19 protein-coding genes are annotated in these 25,272 nt (G+C 54.8%); 11 read left to right on the top strand and 8 right to left on the bottom strand.

The genetic code is table 11. The features are described 5' to 3' along the window. Positions 1–4: 4 nt before the first annotated feature. The 4 genes from WJU16_RS17800 to WJU16_RS17785 form a co-directional block, all read right to left on the bottom strand. Positions 5–1,492: a tetratricopeptide repeat protein gene (locus WJU16_RS17800; protein WP_341834803.1), complete on the bottom strand. Its 1,488-nt coding sequence runs from the start codon at positions 1,490–1,492 to the stop codon at positions 5–7. A gap of 80 nt (positions 1,493–1,572) precedes the next feature. Continuing rightward, entirely contained in the window at positions 1,573–2,325 is a 753-nt protein-coding gene (locus WJU16_RS17795) for a C4-type zinc ribbon domain-containing protein (RefSeq protein ID WP_341834802.1), read from the bottom strand. Between the two features lie 3 nt (positions 2,326–2,328). Then, positions 2,329–2,577 (bottom strand): Nif3-like dinuclear metal center hexameric protein, encoded by a 249-nt coding sequence (locus WJU16_RS17790; protein ID WP_341838673.1) that lies wholly within the window; start codon positions 2,575–2,577, stop codon positions 2,329–2,331. A 26-nt stretch (positions 2,578–2,603) separates the two neighbouring features. Continuing rightward, positions 2,604–3,422 (bottom strand): Nif3-like dinuclear metal center hexameric protein, encoded by an 819-nt coding sequence (locus WJU16_RS17785; protein ID WP_341834801.1) that lies wholly within the window; start codon positions 3,420–3,422, stop codon positions 2,604–2,606. A gap of 82 nt (positions 3,423–3,504) precedes the next feature. Between WJU16_RS17785 and WJU16_RS17780 the strand changes: the two genes are divergently transcribed. Then, positions 3,505–5,022: a carboxypeptidase M32 gene (locus tag WJU16_RS17780; protein WP_341834800.1), complete on the top strand. Its 1,518-nt coding sequence runs from the start codon at positions 3,505–3,507 to the stop codon at positions 5,020–5,022. Positions 5,023–5,049: 27 nt separating this feature from the next. On the opposite strand, the gene WJU16_RS17775 is transcribed toward WJU16_RS17780, so the two are convergent. Next, positions 5,050–6,396: a rhodanese-like domain-containing protein gene (locus WJU16_RS17775; RefSeq protein WP_341834799.1), complete on the bottom strand. Its 1,347-nt coding sequence runs from the start codon at positions 6,394–6,396 to the stop codon at positions 5,050–5,052. Between the two features lie 204 nt (positions 6,397–6,600). On the opposite strand from WJU16_RS17775, the gene WJU16_RS17770 reads away from it, so the two are divergent. The 6 genes from WJU16_RS17770 (at position 6,601) to WJU16_RS17745 (ending at position 17,023) form a co-directional block, all read left to right on the top strand. Next, positions 6,601–11,442, top strand: coding sequence for a PKD domain-containing protein (locus WJU16_RS17770; protein WP_341834798.1), 4,842 nt, complete (start codon positions 6,601–6,603; stop codon positions 11,440–11,442). A gap of 68 nt (positions 11,443–11,510) precedes the next feature. After that, a complete protein-coding gene (locus tag WJU16_RS17765) occupies positions 11,511–14,348 on the top strand; it encodes a PKD domain-containing protein (protein ID WP_341834797.1) in 2,838 nt (945 codons plus the stop codon). Between the two features lie 2 nt (positions 14,349–14,350). After that, positions 14,351–15,391, top strand: coding sequence for a PorP/SprF family type IX secretion system membrane protein (locus WJU16_RS17760; protein ID WP_341834796.1), 1,041 nt, complete (start codon positions 14,351–14,353; stop codon positions 15,389–15,391). A 162-nt stretch (positions 15,392–15,553) separates the two neighbouring features. Beyond that, entirely contained in the window at positions 15,554–15,919 is a 366-nt protein-coding gene (locus WJU16_RS17755) for a T9SS type A sorting domain-containing protein (RefSeq protein WP_341834795.1), read from the top strand. 181 nt (positions 15,920–16,100) lie between these two features. Further along, a complete protein-coding gene (locus WJU16_RS17750; protein WP_341834794.1) occupies positions 16,101–16,535 on the top strand; it encodes a hypothetical protein in 435 nt (144 codons plus the stop codon). Further along, positions 16,532–17,023, top strand: coding sequence for a hypothetical protein (locus WJU16_RS17745; RefSeq protein WP_341834793.1), 492 nt, complete (start codon positions 16,532–16,534; stop codon positions 17,021–17,023). The genes WJU16_RS17750 and WJU16_RS17745 overlap by 4 nt, the downstream gene beginning before the upstream one ends. Positions 17,024–17,326: 303 nt before the next feature. On the opposite strand, the gene WJU16_RS17740 is transcribed toward WJU16_RS17745, so the two are convergent. Further along, positions 17,327–18,499 carry a class I SAM-dependent rRNA methyltransferase gene (locus tag WJU16_RS17740; protein WP_341834792.1) on the bottom strand — a complete coding sequence of 391 codons (1,173 nt, stop codon included), beginning with the start codon at positions 18,497–18,499 and terminating at the stop codon, positions 17,327–17,329. Between the two features lie 124 nt (positions 18,500–18,623). On the opposite strand from WJU16_RS17740, the gene WJU16_RS17735 reads away from it, so the two are divergent. The 4 genes from WJU16_RS17735 (at position 18,624) to WJU16_RS17720 (ending at position 22,892) form a co-directional block, all read left to right on the top strand. Continuing rightward, positions 18,624–19,190: a nucleotide exchange factor GrpE gene (locus WJU16_RS17735; protein ID WP_341834791.1), complete on the top strand. Its 567-nt coding sequence runs from the start codon at positions 18,624–18,626 to the stop codon at positions 19,188–19,190. A gap of 78 nt (positions 19,191–19,268) precedes the next feature. Then, positions 19,269–20,435, top strand: a complete 1,167-nt coding sequence (dnaJ, locus tag WJU16_RS17730) for a molecular chaperone DnaJ (protein WP_341834790.1) — start codon at positions 19,269–19,271, stop codon at positions 20,433–20,435. Between the two features lie 99 nt (positions 20,436–20,534). Further along, the gene (locus WJU16_RS17725; protein ID WP_341834789.1) at positions 20,535–21,491 is read left to right on the top strand and encodes a class I SAM-dependent methyltransferase; all 957 of its coding nucleotides are present in this window, start codon (positions 20,535–20,537) and stop codon (positions 21,489–21,491) included. 6 nt (positions 21,492–21,497) lie between these two features. Then, positions 21,498–22,892: a sodium:solute symporter family protein gene (locus WJU16_RS17720; protein WP_341834788.1), complete on the top strand. Its 1,395-nt coding sequence runs from the start codon at positions 21,498–21,500 to the stop codon at positions 22,890–22,892. Between the two features lie 46 nt (positions 22,893–22,938). Here the strand turns inward: WJU16_RS17720 and WJU16_RS17715 are convergent, their stop codons facing one another. Then, positions 22,939–24,657: a VWA domain-containing protein gene (locus tag WJU16_RS17715; RefSeq protein ID WP_341834787.1), complete on the bottom strand. Its 1,719-nt coding sequence runs from the start codon at positions 24,655–24,657 to the stop codon at positions 22,939–22,941. A 71-nt stretch (positions 24,658–24,728) separates the two neighbouring features. Then, positions 24,729–25,259 (bottom strand): hypoxanthine phosphoribosyltransferase, encoded by a 531-nt coding sequence (hpt, locus tag WJU16_RS17710; RefSeq protein WP_341834786.1) that lies wholly within the window; start codon positions 25,257–25,259, stop codon positions 24,729–24,731. Positions 25,260–25,272: the final 13 nt, after the last annotated feature.

Below are 25,272 nucleotides of genomic sequence, written 5' to 3'. Positions count from 1 at the left end.
CGTTTTATTTTCCGTCGAGGCGCAGCATGCCGGATTTGGCGCGCTGGTCCAGGGAATTCTTGTAATCGTGGCCTTCCATGTCGAGACAGGTCTGGAAGTATTGGCGGGCTTTCGCCTTGTCACCCGATTTTTCATAGATATACCCGGCCTGGAGCGATGCCCTTGCGGCATAGTATTCGGGCCGGTTGCTCCCGATCTTGATGGTAGCGTCGTAGAGGCGGAGGGCGGCGGAGTCGTTCCCCATTTCATCGTAAATCCGTGCCAGGCGATAGGCGTATTCGAGCTTTTGCTCTACCAGCTGGAAGTCCGTTGTTTTTTTGGACAGCAGCAGGTCGCGCGCGTCGGTGTAAAAGCCGCCGTCGCTCAGCAGCCGGGCTTTCAGGAGCACGGGATGCGGCCATTTGCCGCCCTTAGCTTCCTTCTGGGCCTGTTTATCGGCGTCCGTTTCCAGGTTGCCGCGTTGTGGAACGAGGTTCCGGTAATATTGCGCCTTGTTCATATCGCCTTTCAGGTAGTAAGCCCAGCTCAGGCGCTGGAGAGCCTCCTTCACATAGAATTTGCCTTTAAATCCGCCTACGAAGCGCTCCAGGTGGGCGATGGCATCCGCATCTCCCCGCTCGAACTTCATGAGACCGAGCGCATATTCCGCATACCAGAGCGCCGTGTATTCGGAGCTCTGGCGGCGCCCTTCCAGCACACGGATACCTTGGTCGGCCTTCTGGTTGTTGAGGCTCAGGTTGGCTACCATCAGGGCGAAAAGATAGTTATTTTTTGTATCGAGCTGCTTTTTCTCCACAAAATCCCAGAGCTGCTCGGGTTTGTTTTCGATGAAAAGCTTGAGGTAGCAGTAGTAATACCAGGATTCTTCGCGGAAAATATCGGCCACGGGGTCGCGGCTGTCGATCACCTGTTGCAAATTGGCCATTCCTTGTTTGATGCTGCCGCGCAGGCCAAGGGTGTTGGTGATCCATTTATACCCTTCGGGAATGGTGCCGAAAACGGTTTGCATCGGTCCGAGGACCATTTTATTGGGCAGGAAGCCGGGATGCTTCCGCTCGTTGTCTTTCAGGGTGAGATAAGATTTGCGCACTTCCCACACGGCGTCCCACTTCTCGCCGAATTTCACCTTGATCAGCGCCCACTGGAATTTTACCACGGCCTGGGTGTAAAGATGAAACGGGCTGTCGGACGGACCTTCGGCCAGTTTGTCGAGCCGGGTGGCGCGGAGCTTCCGGCGGCTGGCGTACGCGTTGGCGTCTTCATTGAAAAAGAGGGTGAAGAAATCCGCGTAATTTTCGATGAAGTAGGGAATAAGGTTATCGGGGTTTTCGCGTTTTTCTGCTTCCAGCAGGGAAAGGCCCGTTTGAAGACGCAGCTGCATGATGGCGTGATAAGCTTGCTGGCAGCGGTCGTTGAAGTCGTACCCCGGTTGCCGCGCGCTTACGGCTAAGGATATACTGCATATCAGGGCGAAAAGGAATGTGAAACGCATAGGGGCAAAAATAAGGAACTCCGCGCAATGGATATGCGCAGAGTTCCTCACATGTTATTATTTCGGTCCTTCCGGAACGATTAAATCGTTACGGTGGCGTCGAGATCGTTATCTACCACGATGCGTCCGCAATGTTCGCAAACGATGATCTTTTTACGCTGACGGATTTCCGCCTGGCGTTGCGGTGGGATTGCGTTGAAGCAACCGCCGCAGGAATCGCGCACTACCGTTACCACGGCGAGGCCGTTGCGGTAATTTTTGCGGATTTTCTCGTAAGCTGCGAGAAGGCGGGGATCCACTTTCTCACGGGCTTCCTCGCTTTGTTTTTCAAAACCGTTCTCTTCTTTCTCTGTCTCGGAAATGATCTTCTCGAGCTCGCCTTTCTTATGTTTCAGGTTCGTTTCCTTATCCGAAATGGTACGTTTGGCCACTTCGAGGGAACGGGATTTTTCTTTGATATCGTCGTTGGCGTCGCGGATGTGCTTTTCTGCCAGTTTGATCTCCAGCTGCTGCATCTCGATCTCTTTCGAAATCGCTTCGAATTCGCGGCTGTTCTTCACGTTATCCTGCTGCTTCTCGTACTTCTTGGCCAGCGCTTCCGCGTCCTTGATGGCGTTTTTCTTCGCGGCTACGAAATCCTGAATGCCCTTGATCTCGTCTTCAATGTGAGCCAGGCGGTGGTTCAGGCCTTCAATCTCATCCTCAAGATCCCGAACTTCGATCGGCAACTCCCCTTTCAGGATCTGGATTTCATCCAACTTGGAATCGATCTTCTGTAACCGCAGTACAGAAACCAGCTTTTCCTCAACGTTGTATTCTTTTACAGTAGCCATGTATTATAAATAATTTACCGGGTTTGTGTTGATGGTAGATTTTAGAGGCGCGAAGTTACTAAAATTTTCAGTCAATATATGATAAAATAAGTCTACTGCGAACTGTTCGCTTTCAAAATGTCCGACGTCTGCCACAATTAATTGATTTTCAGCATCAAAAAATTCATGGTACTTGAAATCGGCCGACACGTAGGCATCTGCCCCGGCCGCCCGGGCCTGTTTCAGCAAAAAGCTCCCCGCCCCGCCGCACACCGCTACTTTCCGGACTTTTTTACCTCTCAGGGGGTATACCGGACGCACCCCGTGCGGAAGCGCTCCTTCACCATCCCGAGGAACGCCATTTCGTCCATCGCCTCCGGCAACTCGCCGATCAGCCCCGAGCCTACCTCGGCCCAGCGGTTCTCGAGCTTTACCACGTCGAAAGCCACCTCCTCGTAAGGATGCGCCTTCAGCAACGCGGCCGTCACTTTCCCCTCCAGCTGCGCCGGGAAAATCACCTCCAGCTTTACTTCCGCCTCACTATGCCGTTCTCCGGGCCTGCCCACGAAGGGATCTGTCCCCTCGCCGCCCCTGAACGTCCCCGTTCCCTCCCCCGAAAAACTGCATTCGCTGTAGTTCCCGATATGCCCCGCCCCCGCCGCAAACAGCGCATCCTGCACCGCCGCGGCCTGGCCGGCCGGCACAAAAGTGTACAGCTTCCGCAACAGGTCTTCCTTCGGATCCAGCACCCGCGTCTTCTCCAGCCCCAGCTGCTTCGCCATCATCGCGCTCACGCCTGCCCGCACATTGTCGAGGTTCGTATGCGCCGCGTACACGGCAATATCATGTTTAATGGCCTTGATCGCCACCCTTTCCACGTAATTCCGGCCCGTGATCCGCTTCAGCCCGCCGAAAACAACAGGATGATGCGCCACCACCAGGTTGCAACCCTTCGCGATCGCCTCGTCGAGCACTGCCTCCGTGGCATCCAGTGTGAGCAGCGCACCCTTCAACTCCCAGTCCGGATTCCCGAACAACAGCCCCGCATTATCGTAACTTTCCTGGTAAGCCGGCGGCGCAAAACGCTCCAGCGCTTGTATGATGGATTGAATCGTCATATCTTCAAGATAATCAACATTCCCCGCTTTCAATTGTTGGCGGTACGGCGATTGATTAGATTTGTAAAATAAATTGCTTTTCATGACAGTGCAAAAAACTTCAGCAGCCCTTTACGACGAATACAAAGAACGGATGCAGAAAATCGCCGATGTGCGCAATGCCGCCTCGGTGCTCGGTTGGGACCAGGAAACTTACCTCCCCGAAAAAGGCGCCGGCTTCCGCGGCCAGCAACTCACCACCCTCAGCACCATCGCCCATGAACTGTCGACCGAACCCGCGCTCGGAGACCTCCTCCGCGAACTGAAAGAACGCTCCGACCTCGACCACATCCAACGCAAAAACGTACAGTTGTCGGCCGAAGACTTCGAAAAACAACGCAAATACCCTGCATCCTTCGTGGCCGAGCTTTCCACTGCCACCAACGCCGCCTACCACGCCTGGATCAAATCCCGCAAGGAGAAAGATTTCTCCGTTTTCGAACCGCAACTCGCCAAAATGGTGGAGCTGAAGAAACGGGAAACCCAAATCCTCGGCTTCTCCGGCCACCCTTACGACGCACTGCTCGACGAATACGAAAAAGGCGCCGACGTGGCTATGCTCGACGCTATCTTCCGCGACGTCCGCCAGTCGCTGCTGCCCATGCTGCAAAAAATAGCGCTGCAAACGCCGCCCGATAAAAAATTCCTGAACCGCCTCTATCCCAAAGACCAGCAATGGCAATTCGGGATCGACATTCTCAAGGCCATGGGCTACGATTTCGGGGCGGGCCGCCAGGATGTATCGGAACACCCGTTCACCACGAGCTTCAACCCGCAGGACGTGCGCGTGACCACGCGCATCGACGAGCAGGACCTCGGCAATATGACCTGGAGCTGCATCCACGAAGGCGGGCACGCCCTCTATGAGCAGGGCCTTCCCCTGGAGCAGTACGGCCTCCCCTGCGGCGAAGCCGCCAGTCTTGGCATCCACGAATCGCAGAGCAGGCTATGGGAAAACAATGTGGGCCGCAGCCTCATCTTCTGGCAGAAACACTACGGCCACCTGCAAGGGCTCTTCCGCGCCAACCTCCAGGCCGTGCCCATCATGGATTTCTACAAAGCCATCAACCTCGTGCAGCCGTCCCTCATCCGCACGGAAGCCGACGAGCTGACTTACCATTTCCATGTAATGATCCGGTACGAGATCGAAAAAGGGCTGATCGGCGGGGAGCTTCAAACCAAAGACCTCCGCGACATATGGAATAAATTCTACCTCGATTACCTCGACGTCAAAGTGCCAGATGATATGCAGGGCGTGCTGCAGGACATCCACTGGAGCCACGGCAGTTTCGGGTACTTCCCGACCTATTCCCTCGGCAGCTTCTACGCCGCACAGTTCCATGCCGCCGCCAGGAAGCAGATCACCGGCCTCGACAGCGCCATCGCCGACGGGCGTTACGACGGGCTGTTGCATTGGCTGCGCGATAACATCCACCGCCACGGCAGGTATTACACTTCCAATGAGTTATGTGAAAAGGTGACGGGCGAGAAACTCAACTTCAAACATTTTATGGCGTACGCACAAGAGAAATACGGAAAGATCTATAATTTGGGGGCCTGAATGTAATGCCCCCCTTTTTTAATTGCGTTATTTCATCGCTTTGCGGAATGCTTCCGCTTCCACGATGCCGGATTTCCGCCAAACTTCCTTCCCGTCTTTGTACAGGATGAAGGTGGGTATTTGAGTGACGTTGTTAGCTTTCATGACATCGAGGTCGTTTCCGCCGTCTACGTTGAGGACTTTGATTTTCTTTTCTTCGGTGAACTGTTTCACTACGGGCGCCATTTTGCGGCAGGGCGGGCACCATTCGGCGCCGACATCCACCAGGATCCACTGGCTGCTGGCGATGGCCTGTTTGTAGAGGTCGGGGCTCATCTGGGGACCTTGTTGCGCGCCGGTGACGGCTTTGCCTTCGGCTCTCCAGGCGTTGATACCGCCGGAAAGATCGGTTACGTTCGTGAAACCATTGTCGGTGAGCCATTTGGCGGCGCCGTTGCTACGGCCGCCTACGAGGCAGTACACGAATACCGGTTTATCCTTGTCGAGGGATTTGACGCGTTCGGCGAATTCAGTTTTATTGGTGAAATCGGCCTGGAGCGCATTGGGCAGGTGGCCGGTTTTGAATTCTTTGGCGGTGCGCACATCGAGCAGTTGAACGGAGGGCTGGCGGAGGCCTTTTTCGAACATATCGGGAGAAACGGCGTGCTGGGCGCTGGCGGCGGTAAAGCAGCAGAGAAAAGCGGCAATGGTTATGAGATGTTTCATCGGTTCCGTGATTGTTTTGTCTTCTATGGCTAAAGCATAAAGGTACGCAATCTGCGGCAAACGGTCAGCTGCGCCGGCGGGCAACGCTGTCGAGCTTCCGGAAGTTGATGAAGACTTCCCGGCCCTGGCGGGCGGGGTGTGAATTATAACAGGGGGCGAAAGTTTTGAAACTGAAATATGGTTCGAACATCCTGCGGTAAACCTTGATGCCACCGCCGAAGGGGGGCCGGGAGATTCGAATTCGCGGTTGAAGAGCACACCTACCAGGCGGCCTTCTTCCCAGAGCAGGTCGTACATATGCCGTGCGTAGGCTTGCCGGAGCGCGGGATCCAACGCGCAAAGGAAAGTCTGCTCCACGATCAGGTCATACTCCGCCTCATGCTCGAAAAAATCCCCCGTCTCGAACTTAATGCCCGTTCCGGCATATTTCTGCTTCAGCCGCTCGATGATGACAGTGGAAATATCCAACACGGTAATATCGCGGAAGCCACTGTCCCACAAATACTTGGCTTCATAACTGTTACCGCCGCCGGGAATAAGTACCCGGAGGTTTTTGTTCGGCAACTGGTCGAAATAATCCCGTAAGGGAGGTGATACGGTTCCCATGTCCCACTCGGTTTCCCCGCGCTCATAGCGCGTATTCCAATAAGTTTTATCCAGTTCTGGCATATCCATTTGGTTTGGAAAACGGATGCAATGGCGAAGTAAATGTACTTTCTACACATCCGGTAAACAGGGGCAAATAAATGATTAATCGCCTAACACGATGAAAACATAATGTTAATATAAACAGATAATTCTTTTTTAAATATTATTTTTACCTCTTTGACACAAAACCCCCATGCGGGTATACCTCCAATTTCACGGGTACCTATGTTCAACCGACACCAACTGAAAAACCATATTGCATGCATATGCACCTGCCTGACCATACTCTGCTTCACCACAGCAAAGGCACAACAGGCTTCATTTACCGCCGACGTCACCTCCGGTTGCGCGCCGCTCACCGTTTCCTTCACCAACACCTCAGACGCCGGTGCCAGCGGCTATGACTGGGACTTCCAGCTCGGCGCCCATTCCAACAACCAAAACGCCGGCAAGATCTTCGACGTCCCCGGAACCTATAATGTACGGTTAACGGTCACATATCCCGGCGGCACCCGCACCGCCACCCAAACCATCACGGTGTACGAAAACCCTATTCCCGCGTTCACCGCCACCCCGCTGTCGGGCTGCACGCCACTGCAAGTCGCGTTCACCGACGCCTCGCGCCCCGGCTCGGGCTCCATCCAATCCATCACCTGGGACTTCGGCGACGGATCTTCCGCTTCCGGCCCCAACCCCACCCATACCTACACCGTTGGCGGCAATTTCACGATTTCCACCATCGTTGTCAATAGCTTCGGATGCCGGGAAGGCCTCACCCGACAACAATACATCCAGGTAAACGAAACGCCCCGGATCGATTTCACGGCCGACGTGCAAAGTTCCTGCACCGCCCCCCTCACCGTCAACTTCCGCTCCAGCGGCACCTCCGGCGTCCCCGTCACCTGGGACTTCGGCGATCCCGCCTCGGGCAGCAACACCGCCACCACGCAAAACCCGTCCCACACCTACACCAACGAAGGCACCTACACCGTCACCCTCCGCGCCCGTACGCCTCTCGGCTGCGAAGGCGTTGTCACCAAAACCGCTTTCGTGGTCGTGCAGAGAACCCGGCCCGATTTCGCCGTCAACGGCACAGCCTGCGCCGGCACCGCCGTGCAATTCCGGAATACCACCACGCCCAGGCCCACCATTTCGCAATGGCGCTTCCCCGACGGCAGCACCTCCAACGCAACCGACGCATCGTTCCGTTTCGCCTATCCCGGCACCTACAACGTCACCCTCACCTCCGGCACACCGGGATGTACTGAAACCATCACCAAATCCGTAACGGTCACCGGGCCGACCGTCGACTTCACCGCTACGCCGCAATTCAGCTGCAGCGCACCCGCCAATGTGCAGTTCACGCACATGGCCACCGGCGCTTCCACCTACCTGTGGACTTTCGGTGACGGCACCACCAGCACCGCGCCATCCCCGAATCATACGTACAATAATTTCGGTGAATACGACGTCACCCTTCGCGTAACGGATGCCGCCGGATGTACCAACGAACTCTCCCGCCCGGATTACATCGTGGTGGAACGCCCACAGGCCGCGATCTTCGCTTCCAATCCGGAAGGCTGTCTTCCCCACGCATCCAGCTTCAGCGCCAACCTGCTCACATCCGGAACCATCACGGGTTATCTCTGGGACTTCGGGAACGGGGTTACTTCTACCAGCCCCAACCCTTCACATACTTTTACCACCGAAGGCGATCATATTGTCCGCCTGCGGCTTATGGTCAACGGCACCTGTCCGGTAGACCTGCAAACGACCGTCCGGGCGGGCCGCATCCCCATCGTGGAGTTCGACGCTACGCCGAAAGCGCCCTGCCAGCGCGATCCCGTGCAGTTCACCAACCTTTCGCAGCCCCGTGGCACTTCCTGGCAATGGACGCTTCCGCAAGACGGCGGCACGGTGCTCACCGCGGAAAACCCTTCGCATATATTCAACGAAATCGGCCTGCACGATGTAACGCTGGAAGTCAACAACTACGGTTGCCGCCGCAGCCTCACCAAAAACGATTTTATCACCATCCTCCCTCCCGTGGCGGATTTCATGCTTGAAAACCTTTGCACCGATAAATACCGCATCACCCTCACCGACCGGTCCGACTTCGGCCCGATTGCAGGCACGCCACGCTTCTGGCGCTGGGACTTCGGCGACGGGAATACCTCCACCGATCCCTCACCCACACACGTTTACACCGCCACCGGCACTTACACGGTAAGGCTCATCGTAAGCGACGGCAATTGCGAATCGGAGATGACGCAAACGGTCGACATTATCGACGAACGCCCCCGGATCAGCGCCTCCGCGATGGAAGTCTGCGCCGCCACGCCGCTGCCTTTCACGCGCCACGATGTAGACCCCGCCAATATCACCCAATGGAACTGGAACTGGGGTGACGGAACTTATGCGCCCTCGGCCGGCAACAACATCCCGAAAACCTACCTCAATCCCGGTACCTACAACGTAGTGCTGACGGTAACCGACCGGAACAACTGCGTTTCCACGTCCAACACACTTAGCATTCAGGTAAATGGCGCGGATGCGGATTTCAGTTTTACCGGCAGGCGATGTGAAAATGAGCCACAATTGTTCACCGATTTGTCCACGGCGAATCACGGCAATGCCATCAGAGGCTGGATTTGGGATTTCGGGGATGCCACCCAGCATGAAACGCTGACCACCCGTCCCGTAGACTTCGAGCACATTTTCGCCGATGGTAATACCTACAACGTAACGCTGACTGTAACCGACGTGGCCGGATGCGTTTCGTCGATCTCCCGCCCGGTGCAGGTCAGGAACGTGGAAGCCAATTTCCGGTCGGCAACGCAGATCGCATGTAAAGACCAGGGCTTCCAGTTCAGCAATGCTTCCGTCGGTACTAACCCAACTTATGCCTGGGATTTCGGCGACGGCACTTCGTCCACCGACCGCCATCCGCTTAAAACCTGGACGGCCTCCGGAAATTATACGATTTCCCTCACGGTAACGGACGATGCAGGATGTGTGGCCACCGAAACGAAGGACCAGTATATCACGGTGCCCAATCCCCAGGCGCGCTTCACCGTGCCGGGCCAGGTATCGCAATGCCCGCCCGCGCTCATTTCGCCGGAAAACCAAAGTACGGATTACCGCCGGGTGATATGGGATTTCGGGGACGACGGGCGCTCCGACATCGACGAGCCCGACCATGTCTATAATTTCCCGGGCAACTACACCATCAAGCTATATACTTATTCGCAGGGCGATTGCGTGGATTCCACTTCCCATGATATTTTCATCGACGGCCCCACCGGCACCAAATCCGTCATCAACAAAGAGGGCTGCGCGCCGCATGCCACCACCTTCAGCGCCAGCTCCCCCAACGCAGTACGCTATACCTGGGACATGGACGACGGAACGGTGCAGGTAACGACCACCAACAGCTACACCTATCAATACACCCGCCCCGGCGTATACTATCCGCGCATCGTGCTGGAAGATAACCGCGGCTGCAAAGTGCCCGCCCGCGGCCCTGTCGACAGCATCATCGTCGACCAAACCGTAGCCTCCTTCACCATGAGCACGCAGGCCGCCTGCGATGCCGCCGACGTGCTTTTCACCAATACTTCTACTTCCATGTCTGCCACCGAACACGGCGACCCGATGCAGTACCGGTGGGATTTTGGAGTGAATGGCAGGACCGATGACGTGAGCACCGACGATCATCCCCGCTTCACCTATTCCGGCGCCAACAGCCATCGCATCAAACTGGTGGCGGTGAGCCGTTACGGATGTGAAGATTCCGCATTCCTTTCCCTGCAGATCGATCCGAAGCCGGAAGCGAACATCGCGCCGGCAGGGCCTGTCTGCGTAAATGAACCTGTTCAGTTCGCCGGATCCGAAAGCCGGGGGTTGCCGTCCACCAGCTGGACATGGACGGTAGACGGCGCAGCCGGAAACAGTCCCGCCCTGCCGCCGCTCCTGGAATACGACCAGGCAGGCACGCACGACATCCGGCTGGTGATACGGAATGCCGTGGGAACTTGTCCGGATACGGCTGATTTCCAGCTGGTGGTGCACCCCTTGCCATCGCTCAACGTTACGCCACGCGATGCGGTAGTCTGCGAGGGATCGTCGTTACAACTCATCAGCAACGGCGGCCCGGCCCAATACAGCTGGACGCCTTACAATATTTCCAGCGCCAGCGCGCAAAACCCGGTGATCAGTCCCGAAAACGACACCCTGTACCGGGTTACCGCCGTGAACCAGTTTGGTTGCGAGGCGGAAGATTCTATCCGGGTGCGGGTGTCCCATCCCTTCACGGTACGCACGGCCGATACGGAGATCTGTGAAGGAAGACAGGCGGCATTACGGGCTTCCGGCGCCGTGCGGTACCGCTGGATACCGGCCAACGACCTGGATAATCCGGATATCGCCGATCCCGTGGCCACCCCTTCCAGGACTACACGTTACCGCGTGGTGGGTTATGGCAACGATGCCTGCTTCACTGATACCGCGGAAGTGAACGTGACAGTTCACCAGGCCCCCGTGATCACCGTCCCCGACCAAATCAACGTACCCAGCGGCACCGTGCTGACGGCCCCCGTTACCGGGAGCCCCGACATCACCACCTGGCAATGGTACCCGGAAAAATGGCTCAGCTGCTACGACTGCGCCACCCCGGAAATGAGCCTTCGCGGCCCCGTCACCTACAAGATCACGGCCATGAACATTCACGGCTGCCAGTCAACCGCCCTGCTCCCCGTCAAATTGTTCTGCCCGGGCAGCACCGCGTTCATTCCCAACACTTTCACACCAAATGGCGATGGCCAGAACGATATTTTCTACGTCCGTGGCAGGGGGATCCGGGTCATCAAATCGTTCCGGGTGTTCAACCGGTGGGGGCAGCTGATGTTCGAAAGGTCTAATTGCCAGTCGGACAACCCTTCCTGCGGGTGGGACGGCCGTTTTGCCGGGCAGTTACTGCCGCCCGACGTGTTCGTGTACGTGGCGGAAATGGTATGCGACAGCGGGGAACCGATGACGCTCAAAGGAAATGTGACATTGCTGCGATAGGGAAATGCAAAAAATATAATAAATTTGTATAATCCATAAACCTATACTTTCCCATATCCTGTGAAAAAATGAAAGCACCTGATACGAAAAACCTGATCCGATTGTTGTGGGCCCTGCTGGTACTGCCGGGAGCGGCCACTGCCCAGCAGGCCGGGTTTACCTATACGGTGGCGCCCAGTTCGCGGTGTGCGCCGGCAACGGTGACGTTGCGGAACACCAGTACCGGGAGCCCGACTTCTTACCTCTGGGATTTCGGGGATGGAAGGAGCTCCACGGCCCCCCATCCCACGGTGACATTCAATTCCGCTGGACCGGTTTCCATCAAACTAACGGCTTATTACACCCTGGCTACCGCCTCGGCCACCCAAAATTTCACAATTTATCCCTTGCCGGTTCCGGCGTTTTCGGTAGATAAACAAAAATCCTGCGGCACGTATACCGCCACCTTCACCGACGATACGCCTGATGGCTCGCACCGGGTCTGGGATTTCGGGGACGGCACAACGCCCGTTTCCACCAATTCCGCGACGGTGCAACACACTTTCAGCAAGCTCGACACATTCGACGTGACGCTTACCGTCACCAATACAACAGGCTGCGTGCAAACGCTGCGCAAGCCGAAATTCATCATTGTTTCTGCGCCGGTCATCAACCTGACTTCCGCCCAGCAGGAAGGTTGCATTCCGTTCATGGCGGGTTTCAGCGCCAATGTGCAATCCGACCCCGGCGACCCCGCGGTTTCGTATTCCTGGGTGTTCGGCGACAATACCAGCGCCAATTCCACCACGCCCAACATTACGCATGAATATTTCGCTGCGGGGGATTTCAACGTCACCCTGACCGTCAACACCCAGCAGGGGTGCTCCGTGATGCAAACCTTCCCGAAGCATGTAAAAACCGGCGAACGGCCCACGAACGTGAGTTTCACGATCACCCGGCCGGATAACTGCGCCGGCACCATGGCGCGGCTGCTCGCCAGCGCCACCGACGCTTCGCGGTACCGGTGGAACTTCGGCGACGGCACACAATACGAAGGCCCGGAAAACGACATCAACCACTCTTTCCGTGCAGCCGGCAACGTGACCGTTCGCATGAGCGCAGGCTCCAACGGTTGCTATACCGACGCGGCGCCCGTTACGGTTGCCAATACCGGGCCCGTCGCGGATTTCACGTACAACAGGGTTTGCGGGAACGCGGGAAGGACTTATGCTTTCACCAATGTAACAGTCGGCAGTGCAGGCGATACCTACGAATGGAATTTCGATGATAACACGCCGGCGGAATCGGGTATTCATCCCACCCATACATTTTCGCAGCCCGGCACGTACAACGTGCGGCTGATCGTACGGAACGCGGGACAGACGTGCATGAGCACCATTTACAAAACCATCCAGGTTTTTACCGCGGATTTCCATACCGGCGTGGGTTCCATCTGCCGGAACAGCGAGGTGCATTATGGCGTAGTGCAGGTCCCCCATGCGCTGGTGCAGCATTTCGACTGGCGGTTCGGCGACGGGCAGCGGATCGTGACTACGGAAGAGGATATACGCCGGGCAGTCAATACGAAAGGGCTGTTCTCCGACACGCTCATCATCGTGTACACCAACCCCGCGCTATGCCCGGATACGATCGTGAAAAAAGACCACCTCACAGTGATGGCGCCTGTAGCGCAATTCGCCACCGGGGCTGTCGCCTGCGCGGGCCAGCCGGTTGCATTTATCCAGCAATCACAGCCAACGGCCAATATTCCATTGATCGGGTACCGGTGGGAATTCGCCAATCTGCCATCGTCCGACAAGCCGACGCCTGATATGCCCGTTTTCAACGCCAGCGGCACTTACCCGGTGAAACTGGTGATCACCGACGCGCGCAACTGTACGGATTCCATCATCCGGAACGTTGACATCAACCCCACGCCATTCCTCAGCATTCAGGCCACTACAGCCAAGATCTGCGAAGGCGGGTTTACAAACCTGCAGGCCGTTTCTAATGGAACGGTGACGTGGTTCCCGGCCTGGCAGCTGTCCTGCAGCAACTGTCCGGTTCCGCAGGCTTCCCCCACCGAAGACACTTCCTATATCGCTACGGCCGTCAACACATTCGGTTGCCAGGTCAAAGACACGATTTCGCTAGACGTGGTGCCGGCCGTAACGCTTTCCGTGAGCCCCGACACCGCGCTCTGCAATGGTTCCAGCGCAAGGCTGCGCGCCAGCGGCGCGGCTTATTACAACTGGACGCCCGTGGTGACGGCAGACGGCAATACGGCCATGCCCCTCATCACCCCCACTACCAACACCATATACACGGTAACCGCCGGCAACGATCCCGATTGCCCGACGGTCACGCGGCAGATCACGGTAACAGTGAAACCCGTGCCCACGGTAAACGCCGGGCCCGACCAGGTGATCGTGGCAGGCAATACCGTATTGCTCACGGCTACTTTCAGCAGCGACGTGCTGAGCGGGGAATGGAAACCCAATACCTGGATCGATTGCGCCACCTGTCCGCAAACCGTTGCGGCGCCGCGTTCCGGCATCGATTACGCCTATGAGGTCACCAACCCGGAAGGCTGCAAAAAGTCGGATGTGATGAACGTGCGGTTGATCTGCGACCAGGGGAACGTGTTCCTTCCCAACGGTTTTTCGCCGAACAACGACGGGATGAATGATATCTTTTTCCCCCGCGGGAAGGGGGTCCGGAGCATCAACTCGTTCCGGGTGTACAGCCGGTCGGGGCAGGAAGTATTCAACCGGGCGGATATCAAAATGAATGACCCGGCGGCGGGCTGGAACGGGATGCAGGGAGGCAGGATTATGGCGCCGGATGTATACATTTGGCTGCTGGACGCGGTTTGCGATACCGGCGAGCGGTTTACTTTAAAAGGAAATGTAACCTTATTACGATGAACATGAAAAAGCTGCAAAGCATGAAGAAATATTGGTTAAGCGGAGTACTCGCACTGATCGGGTTGCCGTTGTGCGCGCAGGACATTCATCTATCCCAGTTCATGGAAACGCCCATTCTCCGAAACCCCGCGCTCATCGGACTTTTCAAGGGCGACGTACGCTTCCAGGCGGTCTACCGAAACCAATGGAACAGCGTCACGATCCCGTACCAGACCGGTACGGTGAGTGGGGAGATGAAATTTCCGGTGGGCAATTACAACGACCACGTGACGGCGGGTATCCAGGCGTCGTTCGACCGGGCGGGCGCGTCCAATTTGCAGTCTGTCCAGTTTTTGCCGGCGCTCAATTACCATAAATCGCTGAGTGAGGACAAGAGCAGTTTTTTGTCGGTGGGATTTATGGGAGGATATGTGCAGCGGCAGTTCAACCCCGCGCACTTGACGTTCAACAACCAATATACGGGCGGGCGATTCGATCCGGCGGCGCCTACGGGCGAGGAAGGCCGGCTGGCGAAGATCGGTTACGGGTATTGGGATGCGGGTGTGGGGATGAGTTACAACGGCGTACTGGGTGAGGCAACGAATTATTTCATCGGGGCGGCATATTACCATTTCAACAAGCCGAAAGTTTCGTTTTTCAACGATGACAAGGTGACGCTGGAGGCGAAGATGAGTTTCAATATGGGGATAACGGTGCCGGTGTCGGAAAGGGTGCGGGTGATCGCGCATTACAATCAGGTGCACCAGGGGGCGTATTCGGAGTTTATCGGCGGGGCGTTTGTGGGGTATGGGTTGATGGATGAGGGGCTGGAATCGGACAGGGGGATGTACGGGGGCTTGTTTTACCGGTGGAACGACGCCATAGTGCCGATGTTTCGCCTCGATATGGGGGCCTGGGAAATTGGGGTGAGTTACGATGTAAATGTGAGCCGGTTAACGACGGCGAGCCGGGCGATGGGAGGCTTCGAAGTGTCTATGGTTTTCAAGAGTTTCTTAAATCGCTGGAATTCAACGCTTAATAGCGTAACCTGCCCGAGTTTCTGACGCGGCAACGGGCGGCGCGGGAAAAAATTGTTAAAAACGTTAAAATTTGTGAAAAAAGCGGGGATAAATTGCACAAGTTGGCAGACCGTTTGTTATCTTTATATAGCAACCAAACCTTCGATATTTGGGAAATATTTAAAAAAATTTATATCTTTGGGTACTATGTTAAAAACCTTTACGCTCATCCTATTTACTTTGTTGTGCGCCTCGACCCTTCCGGCCTGGTCCCAAAGCAAATCATCCCTGCCGTCCGGTTCCGGACCAGAGGGTGAGAATGCAAATAAGGTGGTGAAGGCGTACCCCAATCCCGCTACGACGAAGATATATTTCGAAATTCAGCGTAATAACGACAGGGTTTACGAAATTATTGTATACAATTTCCTGGGCAAGAAGGTGGATCACCTGAAGAATCTTGCCAACCGCACGGCGCTCCCGCTGGACAATTACTACAGCGGCCTTTACATCTTCCAGCTGCGTGAAAAGGACGGTACGCTGGTGGAATCGGGTAAGTTCAACGTCGTCAAATAAAATTAAGCGTAGGAATTTTCAAGATAAAAAAAGGCCGGTAGTGCATGATGCGCTGCCGGCCTTTTTGCATTGCTTCGAAACTATAATTTCACCTTTAAGAGCGCGTGTTTTTACATAAGTAACTCATTCCTAAAACCACCACGGATGACCAATATTTAACGAATATTTGTTAAATTCGTGCATGTCTTCACCGGTCACAAATAAAAGAGTAATTGTAGTGTTTTGGAAAAACAGGGCTGAGCAAACGTTTGAGGTCTTTTCTAATCTGAAGATCTTCTGCCTGAGCTATCCGGAATACAACTACAATACGCTCAATAATTACTTAAGCAAGGGGAAAGTCCCATTTGAAAACAAGGAAGTGCGGGTGGAGCGGAAAAATGTTTTGGGCCAACCGAAACAAGCTGCCTCACCGGTTCCTGCCGGCCGTATGATAGTACCGGTTGCCCGGAAAGTTGCCCTCAGCGAGGCAGATGATACTACCCGTGACTGGGAATACTGGCTGAACCAGTCCCCATCCCAAAGGCTGAAAGCTGTAACCTTCATCATCGCACAATCCCTTGGTAAAAATCCCCGTCTGGACAAAACTGTTGTAAGCAGAAAAACGTTGAAACCATGATTTTGGCGAAAGATTTTGAAGATTTTGTAACCCTGCTCAATAAGCACAAGGTAGACTACATGGTGGTAGGCGGTTATGCCCTCGCATTTCATGGTAAACCCCGCCATACCGGAGATTTGGATATCTGGATCAACGTTTCTCCGACGAATGCCGGAAGAATGCTCAAGGTAATTGCTGATTTCGGCATGGCCGCTCTTGGCTTTGAAAAAGAAGATTTTTTGAAAGAAGGGTACACTAATCAAATTGGCCAACCTCCGCTGCGGATTGACATTCTCAACAGCATCGATGGTGTAGCGTTCTCAGCAGCGAAGAAAAACCGGCAACAGATAAGGCTTGACGACGGTCTGGAATTATCCTTTATAGGGCTGCAAGACCTGCTAAAAAACAAACAGGCTACCGGGCGGAGCCAGGATCTTGCCGATATCAAAGAGATCAAAAAGATCCTGCCTAAAAACCAATCAGGCAAGGGTCGCTCCTTAAAACCGTAAAAATCTACCGGAAGCCGCTACCGCTTTATGGCAGTTTGCATTGTTTTTCAGGACATGATAATGCATACTAACGGTATACTTACTAAGGGTTTACTGAAGGTATACTTAGGGGTTACTGTATATCAAAGGTATATAGCGGAATACTTCCAGGCACCTTTATATACTGATTATCAATGAAGTACCCTTTCCTTTACCCTTCTTTACCCCTGGTTTATATACATTCCCCCTGCTTTTGAGGCTAAAAAAAGACCACGGATGGCTCCGCGGTCTTTTTTAAAAGTATGCTTGTCCGGGTGGCGGTGCCTATTGCACTTCCACGATGAGAAACTTCAGGTAAGTGGTGTTTTCGATGTTCCAGAGGATGGGGTGGTCCTGCGCCTGGGTCTGGAAAGTGACCTGCCGGAGCTTTTTACGCGCATCCTTCGCCGCCATATCGATGGTTTCCAGGAACATGGAGGGGTCCACCAGGTTGGTGCAGCTGGCTGTCACGAGGAAGCCCCCGGGCTTGAGCAGCTTCATACCGCGCAGGTTGATCTCCTTGTAACCGGTAATGGCTTTCTGGATGTTTTCGCGGCTCTTGGTAAAGGCCGGCGGATCGAGGATAACCACGTCGAACTTGCGCTCTTCGCGGGTCCATTGCTTCAGCTGGTCGAAAGCGTTCACCGCCTGGAATTTGCAAATATCCTGCAGCCCGTTCAGCTCCGCGTTCCGGCGGGCCGTATTCACGGCGTGCTCGGAAATGTCCAGCCCCAACACGCTTTTCGCACCATAGTACCCGGCGTGGCAGGAGAAAGTGCCGGTATAACAGAATGCTTCCAGGACATCGGCCCCTTTTACAATATGCTGGATGGCGCGGCGGTTATCCTGCTGGTCGAGGAAATAACCGGTTTTTTGTCCGCCGACAATATCCACATGGAACTTAAGGCCGTTTTCGTTGATGATGATATTGGTATCGAAGGGCTCGCTGAGGAAACCTTTCTTTTGCTCCAGGCCCTCCAGTTCGCGGACGGGTACGTCGTTGCGCTCATAGATGCCTTTGGGCTTGAAGATATCGTTGAGGGCGTCCACGATGGCGGGCTTCCAGCGGTCGATGCCCAGGGCCATGGTCTGGATGACGAAGTAATCGTTGAATTTGTCGATGATGAGGGCCGGCATTTCGTCGGCTTCGCCGAAGATAAGGCGGCAGTTTTCCACGTATCCGAGCTTTTTACGGTATTCCCAGGCTTTGCGGAGGCGGTTATGGAAAAAGCCTTCGTTGATGGTTTCGTTGCGGTCGCGGGTGAGCAGGCGCACGAGGATCTGGGATTGGGGATTGATGTAGCCCCTGCCCACGAAAATGCCGTTGTGCGTGAACACATCCACGATATCCCCGGCATTCACTTCCCCTTCGATGTGGCCCACTTCGTTGCCGAAAACCCAGGGATGCCCTGTGAGTACGCGGTTTGCTATCTTTTTCTTCAGAAATACCTTGGTCATTGCTTGTTATTGGAGCGCAAAGGTACAAAATGCAGGGAATCCTTCGTTTCCCTGCCAAATTGTCCCGCAAACCCGGCTTGGCAAAGTTCTTGACGAGGGGTACATGCAGACAATTTGTACGATTATGACAGAAAAAGATAAAGAAATGCAGGCAAATGGGCAGGAAAATCCGAATATGGACATCAATTCCGATGAAAACCAAAGCGGTTCCACTCATTTGAACGACGCCCTGCCGGAAGCCGACGAAGCGGATAAACTGCGCGGAGAACTCGACGAATTACGCAGAAAATACCTGCTGCTGAACGCAGATTTCGATAATTTCAGGAAAAGAAACGCCAAAGAGCGCATCGAACTGATCAATACTGCCAACAAAGAAGTCATCGTTGCCCTCCTTGATGTGCTCGACGATTCCGAAAGAGCGACCAAACAACTGGAAACTTCCGGCGAATCCGGCGCCGCCGCTGAAGGCGTAATGCTGGTATTCAACAAATTCCAAAACATCCTGCAATCCAAAGGCCTCAAAGCCATGGAATCCCTGCACGAGGAATTTAACCCGGACCTCCATGAAGCCGTTACCGAGATCCCCGCTCCTACCGAAGATCTGAAAGGAAAAGTGATCGACGTATTGCAAAAAGGGTACTATCTCAACGACAAAATCATCCGTCACGCCCGCGTGGTGGTGGGTAAATGACGTTGTGACAGCAAGCATGCCCGTCTATAGAATTTTCATAGCCTGTTCCACCGGAATGGGCTTTTCAAGTGTATAAACATGTCCACCAAAAGAGATTTTTACGAAATATTAGGGGTTTCCAAAACCGCGTCCCAGGATGAAATCAAAAAAGCTTACCGCAAGGTGGCGATGCAGTTCCATCCCGACCGTAACCCCGGCAATAAGGAAGCGGAAGAGAAATTCAAGGAAGCGGCGGAAGCATATGAAGTGCTCAGCGACCCGGACAAACGCGCGCAATACGACCGCTTCGGACATGCCGGCATGGGCAACCGCGGCGGCTACGGCGGCAGCGGCCATATGAATATGGACGATATCTTCTCCAACTTCGGAGATATTTTCGGAGAAGACATCTTCGGCAGCTTCTTCGGTGGCGGCGGCCAGCGAGGCGGCGGTGGCGGAAGGCGGCAGCGGGGCACCCGCGGCAGCAACCTCCGCGTAAAGATCAAACTCAACTTCGAAGAGATCGCCAAAGGCTCCAATAAGAAAATCAAAGTAAAGAAATACGTAACCTGCAATACCTGCACCGGCCTCGGAGCGAAAGACAAAAACGCCTTCCAGTCCTGCACCACCTGCCACGGTTCCGGCCAGGTCCGTAAAGTGACCCAAACCTTCCTCGGGCAGATGCAAACCGTTACCACCTGCCCCACCTGCAACGGCGAAGGACAGATCATCACCAATAAATGCACCTCCTGCAAAGGCGAAGGGCGTCAGTACGGCGAAGAAACCGTATCGATCGATATCCCAGCCGGCGTAATGGAAGGCATGCAGCTTTCCATGAGCGGGAAAGGCAACGCCGGCGAACGCGGCGGCGCCCCCGGAGATTTGCTCATCCTCGTGGAAGAAGAACCGCATCCGGAACTGCAGCGCGACGGTCTCAACGTTGCCTTCGATCTGCACATCTCCTTTCCTGATGCCGCCTTCGGCATCCAGCTCGAAGTACCCACTATTGATGGGAAAGCCAAGATCAAGGTGCCGCCGGGCACGCAAAGCGGGAAAATCTTCCGGCTGAAAGGCAAAGGATTCCCTTCCGTCAACAGCTACGAAAAAGGCGATCAGCTCATCCAGGTGAATGTTTGGACACCCCAGACGCTGACCGCGGAAGAGAAATCCATGCTGGAAAAAATGCAGGATTCCGGCAACTTCAAACCCAACCCCGAAAAATCCGAAAAAGGATTCTTCGAGAAGGTGAAGGATATTTTCAGCTGATCCTTTTCATCGACCATATTAGCAACAGCCGGAACGAACACCGTTCTGGCTGTTGCTTTTTAGCCCCGGGCTGGCGCATCCGGCGGGAAAATCGCATATTTGCACACGATTATGTCCGATAAGTACCAGATGTTCGAAAACCGGCTGGCTAAAGTGTACAAGCATCTCGCCAAGACCGCCAGGCGGCAGGGAATCTCCTGCTTCCGCCTCTACGACCGCGACCTGCCGGAATTCCCCCTCATTATCGAGCTGTATGAAGACAAGGTATCTGTCGCCGAATACCTCAGCTCCCACGGAATGGACGACGACGCATACGATGATTGGCTGGAGCGCAGCGTGCAGCGTGTGGGCAACGTCCTGAACGCGCCCCGGGAAGATATCTTCCTGCGCACACGACAGCGGAAAACTGACCGGCAGAGCCAGTACGAAAAAATCAGTATCGAGAAAGCCGAAATCGTGGCGAAGGAAGACGGGCTCAACTTCAAAGTGAACCTGTCCGATTACCTCGACACCGGCCTTTTCCTCGACCACCGCATTACGCGGCATATGGTACGGGAAGAATCGAAAGACAAGCACGTGCTCAACCTCTTCTGCTATACCGGTTCTTTTTCCGTGTATGCCGCCGCGGGCGGGGCGGCTTCCGTCACTTCCGCGGATCTTTCCAAAACCTATCTCAAATGGGCCGAAGACAATATGGAGCTGAACGGTATCTATGATCCCGCCAAGCACCATTACGTGCATGCCGACGTTTTACAATACCTCGATGATCTGAAGATCAATACGTTCGACCTGGTGATAATGGATCCGCCAACGTTCTCCAACAGCAAGCGGATGAAAGATTTCCTCGACATACAGCGCGACCACGTGACGCTGATCAATAAGGTGCTGATGGCGATGAAGAAAGACGGCGTGCTGTATTTCAGCAATAACCTCCGCCGCTTCGAGCTGGATGAGCCGGCGATTGAAGCATCTTCCATCAAAAACATCACCGCACAAACCATCCCGTTCGATTTCCAGGGGAAGCTGCAACGGCATTGCTTCCGCATCATCAAATAAGATCCTATGCTCACGGCGTTTGTACTCGTTTACCTGCTCATCACCATCCTCATCGGCCGTTGGGCGGCGCGGAAGGTTAAGAGCGCCGGCGACTTCATCGTAGCGGGGCGCAGCCTGCCGTTAGGCATCAGCACTTGTGTGATCTTCGCGACCTGGTTCGGTTCGGAAACGATGCTGGGGGCTACGAGCGAGTTTGCGCAGCATGGTTTGATCGGTGTGATAGAAGATCCGTTCGGGGCGTCGTTGTGCCTGTTGCTGGTGGGATTGTTTTACGCGCGGAAGCTGTACCGCCAGAACGTGCTCACTTTCTGCGACTATTTCAGGGTACGGTTTGGCAGGAAGGCGGAAATCGTGTCCGCATTACTCATGATCCCCTCCTACTTCGGCTGGATCGCAGCGCAGATCGTAGCCATGGGAATCGTGATCAATACCGTGATGGGCATTTCCGTTGAAACTGCCATGATCACCAGCGGGATGATCGTCATGGGCTATACTTACATGGGCGGGATGTGGTCGGTTTCGGTTACTGATTTCATCCAGACCATCATGATCATCGTGGGCATTCTCGTCATTACCTACATCGTGGTGGATGCGGCGGGAGGCATCTCGACAGTTGTGGATCGCGCTCCTGCGGGCACTTTCCGCTTCTTCCCCGACCGCGACTGGAACAGCTGGCTGCACTATATGGCGGCATGGTTCACGATTGGGCTAGGCTCCATTCCGCAGCAGGATGTTTTTCAAAGACTGATGAGTTCCAAAAGTGAGCGGGTAGCGCAATACAGCTCCTACCTCGGCGCACTGATGTACCTGGTGATCGGCTCCCTGCCGCTGCTGATCGTACTCTGCGCCCAACAGCTTTACCCGGATCTCGGCGCCGCCGATACTTCCACCATCCTGCCCGATATGGTAATGCAGCACGGCAACCTCTTCATCCAAATCCTCTTTTTCGGCGCGCTGCTTTCCGCCATCATGAGCACGACCAGTGGCGCCATCCTTGCGCCGGCCACCGTGCTGGGCGAGAATCTCGTTAAACCATTCTTCCGCAGTATCAGCGATAAAAAGTTCCTGCTTATCATCCGGCTTTCTGTAGTGGCGGTATCCGCCATCGCTATTGCCATGGCCTTTGCTTCGCAGGATATTTACCAACTGGTGGCTACTTCTTCCGTACTGAGCCTTGTGTCTTTATTCGTACCGCTCACGGCGGGATTGTACTGGAAACGCGCTAACGAAATGGGCGCCAACCTCTCGATCGTGCTGGGAACGGCAGGATATATTTACGCGGAATGGATGGAAACAACGACGCCGCCGCTGTTTGTGGGATTGTTGTGGAGCATCGCCGGAATGCTCATCGGTGCCTTTTCATGGAGATCAAAACCTTCCGAAGGTCCGGCGGTACCATAACCTTACTTCAGCCACTCCGTATTCTTTTTCAGCTGCTTAATCAGTTTTAAAAACTCCCTGCGATACCCCCGGGATCGGGGCCCAATGCGTGTTTCGCGATGCGTGTGACCATATCGGTATTACCTTTTCCGGCGTATTGGGATTTGCGCAGCAGCATGCCGAACAGCCCCACCGAAGCGGCAAACCTGCAATCATCTGAAGACTCATGGAAGCGGGTGACTTTTATATTCATCGTTTCTTCGAGGCGGTATGTTTGCGGATCACCGTCGGGCCGGTAAGTGAGCGATACCGTGGCGAGGGCTCCCCCAGGATCAGGATGCACAGGTGTGATCTCGTACATCGCCACTACGCAATGCCCCGAGCCCACGATCCCGCCGGTCACTTTCAGGCTATCGAAATTATCATCCTTGAGAATTTTATTTTCATACCCCAGCAAGCGATAAGCCTTCACGCGCCTCGGGTCGAAAGTCACCTGGGCATGCACGTCGCGCGCGATGGTGAACAGCGTGGAACCGAACTCCCGGGCAAAAACTTTATTGGCTTCCTCCAGGTCGTCGATATACGCGAAGTTCCCGTTGCCTTTGCTGGCAAGGGTTTCCAGTTTCGAATCCTTGTAATCCTTCATCCCGAAGCCGAGGCAGGTCAGCAAAACGCCGCCTTCTTTCTGCATGGCGATCAGGTCTTCCATATCCTGGTCGCTGGTTTGGCCTACGTTGAAGTCGCCGTCGGTGGCCATGATCACCCGGTTATTGCCGCCTCGGATGAAGTTTTCCATAGCGATTTTATAAGCCATTTTGATAGCGGCTTCTCCCCCGGTAGCGCCGCCGGCGCTCAGGTAATCGATAGATTGAAGGATCTTTTCCTTTTGATTACCGGGCGTGCAGGGGAGCACCAGTCCAGGCGTACCCGCATAAGCAACGATGGCTACTTTATCCCGCGGCCGGAGATTGTTCACCAGCACCCGGAAGGCAGCCTGGAGCAAAGGAAGTTTATTGGGCGTGCCCATACTGCCGGAGCAGTCGATCAGGAACACGAGATTGCTGGCCGGGAGGCTGTCGGTCTCGATCCGCTTTGCCCGCACCGCTACCTGGAACAGGTTATGCCGCGGCTCCCAGGGGCAGTCGGTGTAATGACTGTACATGGCGAAGAGGGAATCTTGTCGCGGCAAAGGGTAGCTGTAATGGAAATAGTTCAGCATTTCTTCGATGCGGACGGCATCCACGGGCACGGGTTGTTTCAGCCGGGCGAAGCGGCGCATATTGCTATAGGCAGCGCGGTCCACGTCCAGGGCAAAGTCGGACACAGGCTTTTTACCGGCATCCACGAATTTATTTTCGTAGAGGCGGCCATACGTTTCGTCATAAAAGTTGGTGATCGCGACGCCGAGGTTGCTGTAATTGGGATTGGTGCTGTGGGCATAGCGCGCACGGGCTTTTGCCTGGGCAATATCGTTGCTGGCATCGGGAATTTTCTTCAGGGGGCTCAATTCGATGAGCATGCGGTCATGCTGAAGCGGCACAAATTTACGTGCGTATCCGGGATGGTAGAATACCAGGTGGGTGCTGCTGCCGGAAACTTCCAATCTGAATAAACCGTATTGATTCGTCTGTACGGAAACAGTATCCGGCCATGCGGTGACCCTCACGCCTTTGACCGGGTCGTGCCGGAGGCTATCCTGCACCGCACCGGTCACCACTTTTCGCTGTTGCGCCACTCCGCTCATGCTCCAGCTTGCGCAAAGAAACAACATGAGGAGTTTATACATCGAAATATTTTACATACACCGATATATAAATTTACGCAATTCTTTGATCCGGCGGCCGCAACGGCTGAAAATTACTCGGCCAGCTGGTAGATTTCGGGGAGATTACGGCCCAGGCCATCGTAATCGAGGCCGTAACCGAGCAGAAATTTGTTGGGAACGGAAAAACCGAGGTAGTCGATATGGACGGGATGCGTCATGGCTTCCGGCTTGGTGAGCAGCGAAACCACCATGAGTTTTTCGGGCTGCTGGTGCTCCAGCTGGGGAAGGAACTGGCTGAGCGTCTTCCCGGTATCCACGATATCTTCGAGGATCACTACAGTGCGGCCGTAGAGGTCCTCGTCGAGCCCGATGGCGGTAATGACGTTGCCGGTTGACTTGGTGCCTTTGTAGGAAGCAAGTTTGATAAAGGAGATTTCCGCCTCGATGGTCAGGTGTTTGAAGATATCGGCGGCGAACATGAACGATCCGTTGAGGATGGCGATAAAAAGTGGTTTTTTCCCTTCGAGGTCGAGGCTGATCTGTTGCGCCATTTCCCGGATGCGCGCCTGCAGTTTCTCCTCAGCGATATAAGGGACGAACTTTTTATCATGTACCTGGATCATTGTATGTAAGCGG

It is taken from the genome of Chitinophaga pollutisoli, from assembly GCF_038396755.1.
Taxonomy (GTDB): domain Bacteria; phylum Bacteroidota; class Bacteroidia; order Chitinophagales; family Chitinophagaceae; genus Chitinophaga; species Chitinophaga pollutisoli.
This window is presented reverse-complemented; position numbering and strand designations above follow the sequence as displayed.

Bases quoted from the DNA above. Each gene is read 5' to 3' on its own strand.
- WJU16_RS17750 (WP_341834794.1), top strand. From the start codon at position 16,101: ATGTCTTCACCGGTCACAAATAAAAGAGTAATTGTAGTGTTTTGGAAA.
- WJU16_RS17720 (WP_341834788.1), top strand. From the start codon at position 21,498: ATGCTCACGGCGTTTGTACTCGTTTACCTGCTCATCACCATCCTCATC.
- WJU16_RS17735 (WP_341834791.1), top strand. From the start codon at position 18,624: ATGACAGAAAAAGATAAAGAAATGCAGGCAAATGGGCAGGAAAATCCG.
- dnaJ (WP_341834790.1), top strand. From the start codon at position 19,269: ATGTCCACCAAAAGAGATTTTTACGAAATATTAGGGGTTTCCAAAACC.
- WJU16_RS17755 (WP_341834795.1), top strand. From the start codon at position 15,554: ATGTTAAAAACCTTTACGCTCATCCTATTTACTTTGTTGTGCGCCTCG.
- WJU16_RS17745 (WP_341834793.1), top strand. From the start codon at position 16,532: ATGATTTTGGCGAAAGATTTTGAAGATTTTGTAACCCTGCTCAATAAG.
- WJU16_RS17795 (WP_341834802.1), bottom strand. From the start codon at position 2,325: ATGGCTACTGTAAAAGAATACAACGTTGAGGAAAAGCTGGTTTCTGTA.
- WJU16_RS17760 (WP_341834796.1), top strand. From the start codon at position 14,351: ATGAAAAAGCTGCAAAGCATGAAGAAATATTGGTTAAGCGGAGTACTC.
- hpt (WP_341834786.1), bottom strand. From the start codon at position 25,259: ATGATCCAGGTACATGATAAAAAGTTCGTCCCTTATATCGCTGAGGAG.
- WJU16_RS17775 (WP_341834799.1), bottom strand. From the start codon at position 6,396: ATGCCAGAACTGGATAAAACTTATTGGAATACGCGCTATGAGCGCGGG.
- WJU16_RS17785 (WP_341834801.1), bottom strand. From the start codon at position 3,422: ATGACGATTCAATCCATCATACAAGCGCTGGAGCGTTTTGCGCCGCCG.
- WJU16_RS17740 (WP_341834792.1), bottom strand. From the start codon at position 18,499: ATGACCAAGGTATTTCTGAAGAAAAAGATAGCAAACCGCGTACTCACA.
- WJU16_RS17800 (WP_341834803.1), bottom strand. From the start codon at position 1,492: ATGCGTTTCACATTCCTTTTCGCCCTGATATGCAGTATATCCTTAGCC.
- WJU16_RS17715 (WP_341834787.1), bottom strand. From the start codon at position 24,657: ATGTATAAACTCCTCATGTTGTTTCTTTGCGCAAGCTGGAGCATGAGC.
- WJU16_RS17770 (WP_341834798.1), top strand. From the start codon at position 6,601: ATGTTCAACCGACACCAACTGAAAAACCATATTGCATGCATATGCACC.
- WJU16_RS17780 (WP_341834800.1), top strand. From the start codon at position 3,505: ATGACAGTGCAAAAAACTTCAGCAGCCCTTTACGACGAATACAAAGAA.
- WJU16_RS17765 (WP_341834797.1), top strand. From the start codon at position 11,511: ATGAAAGCACCTGATACGAAAAACCTGATCCGATTGTTGTGGGCCCTG.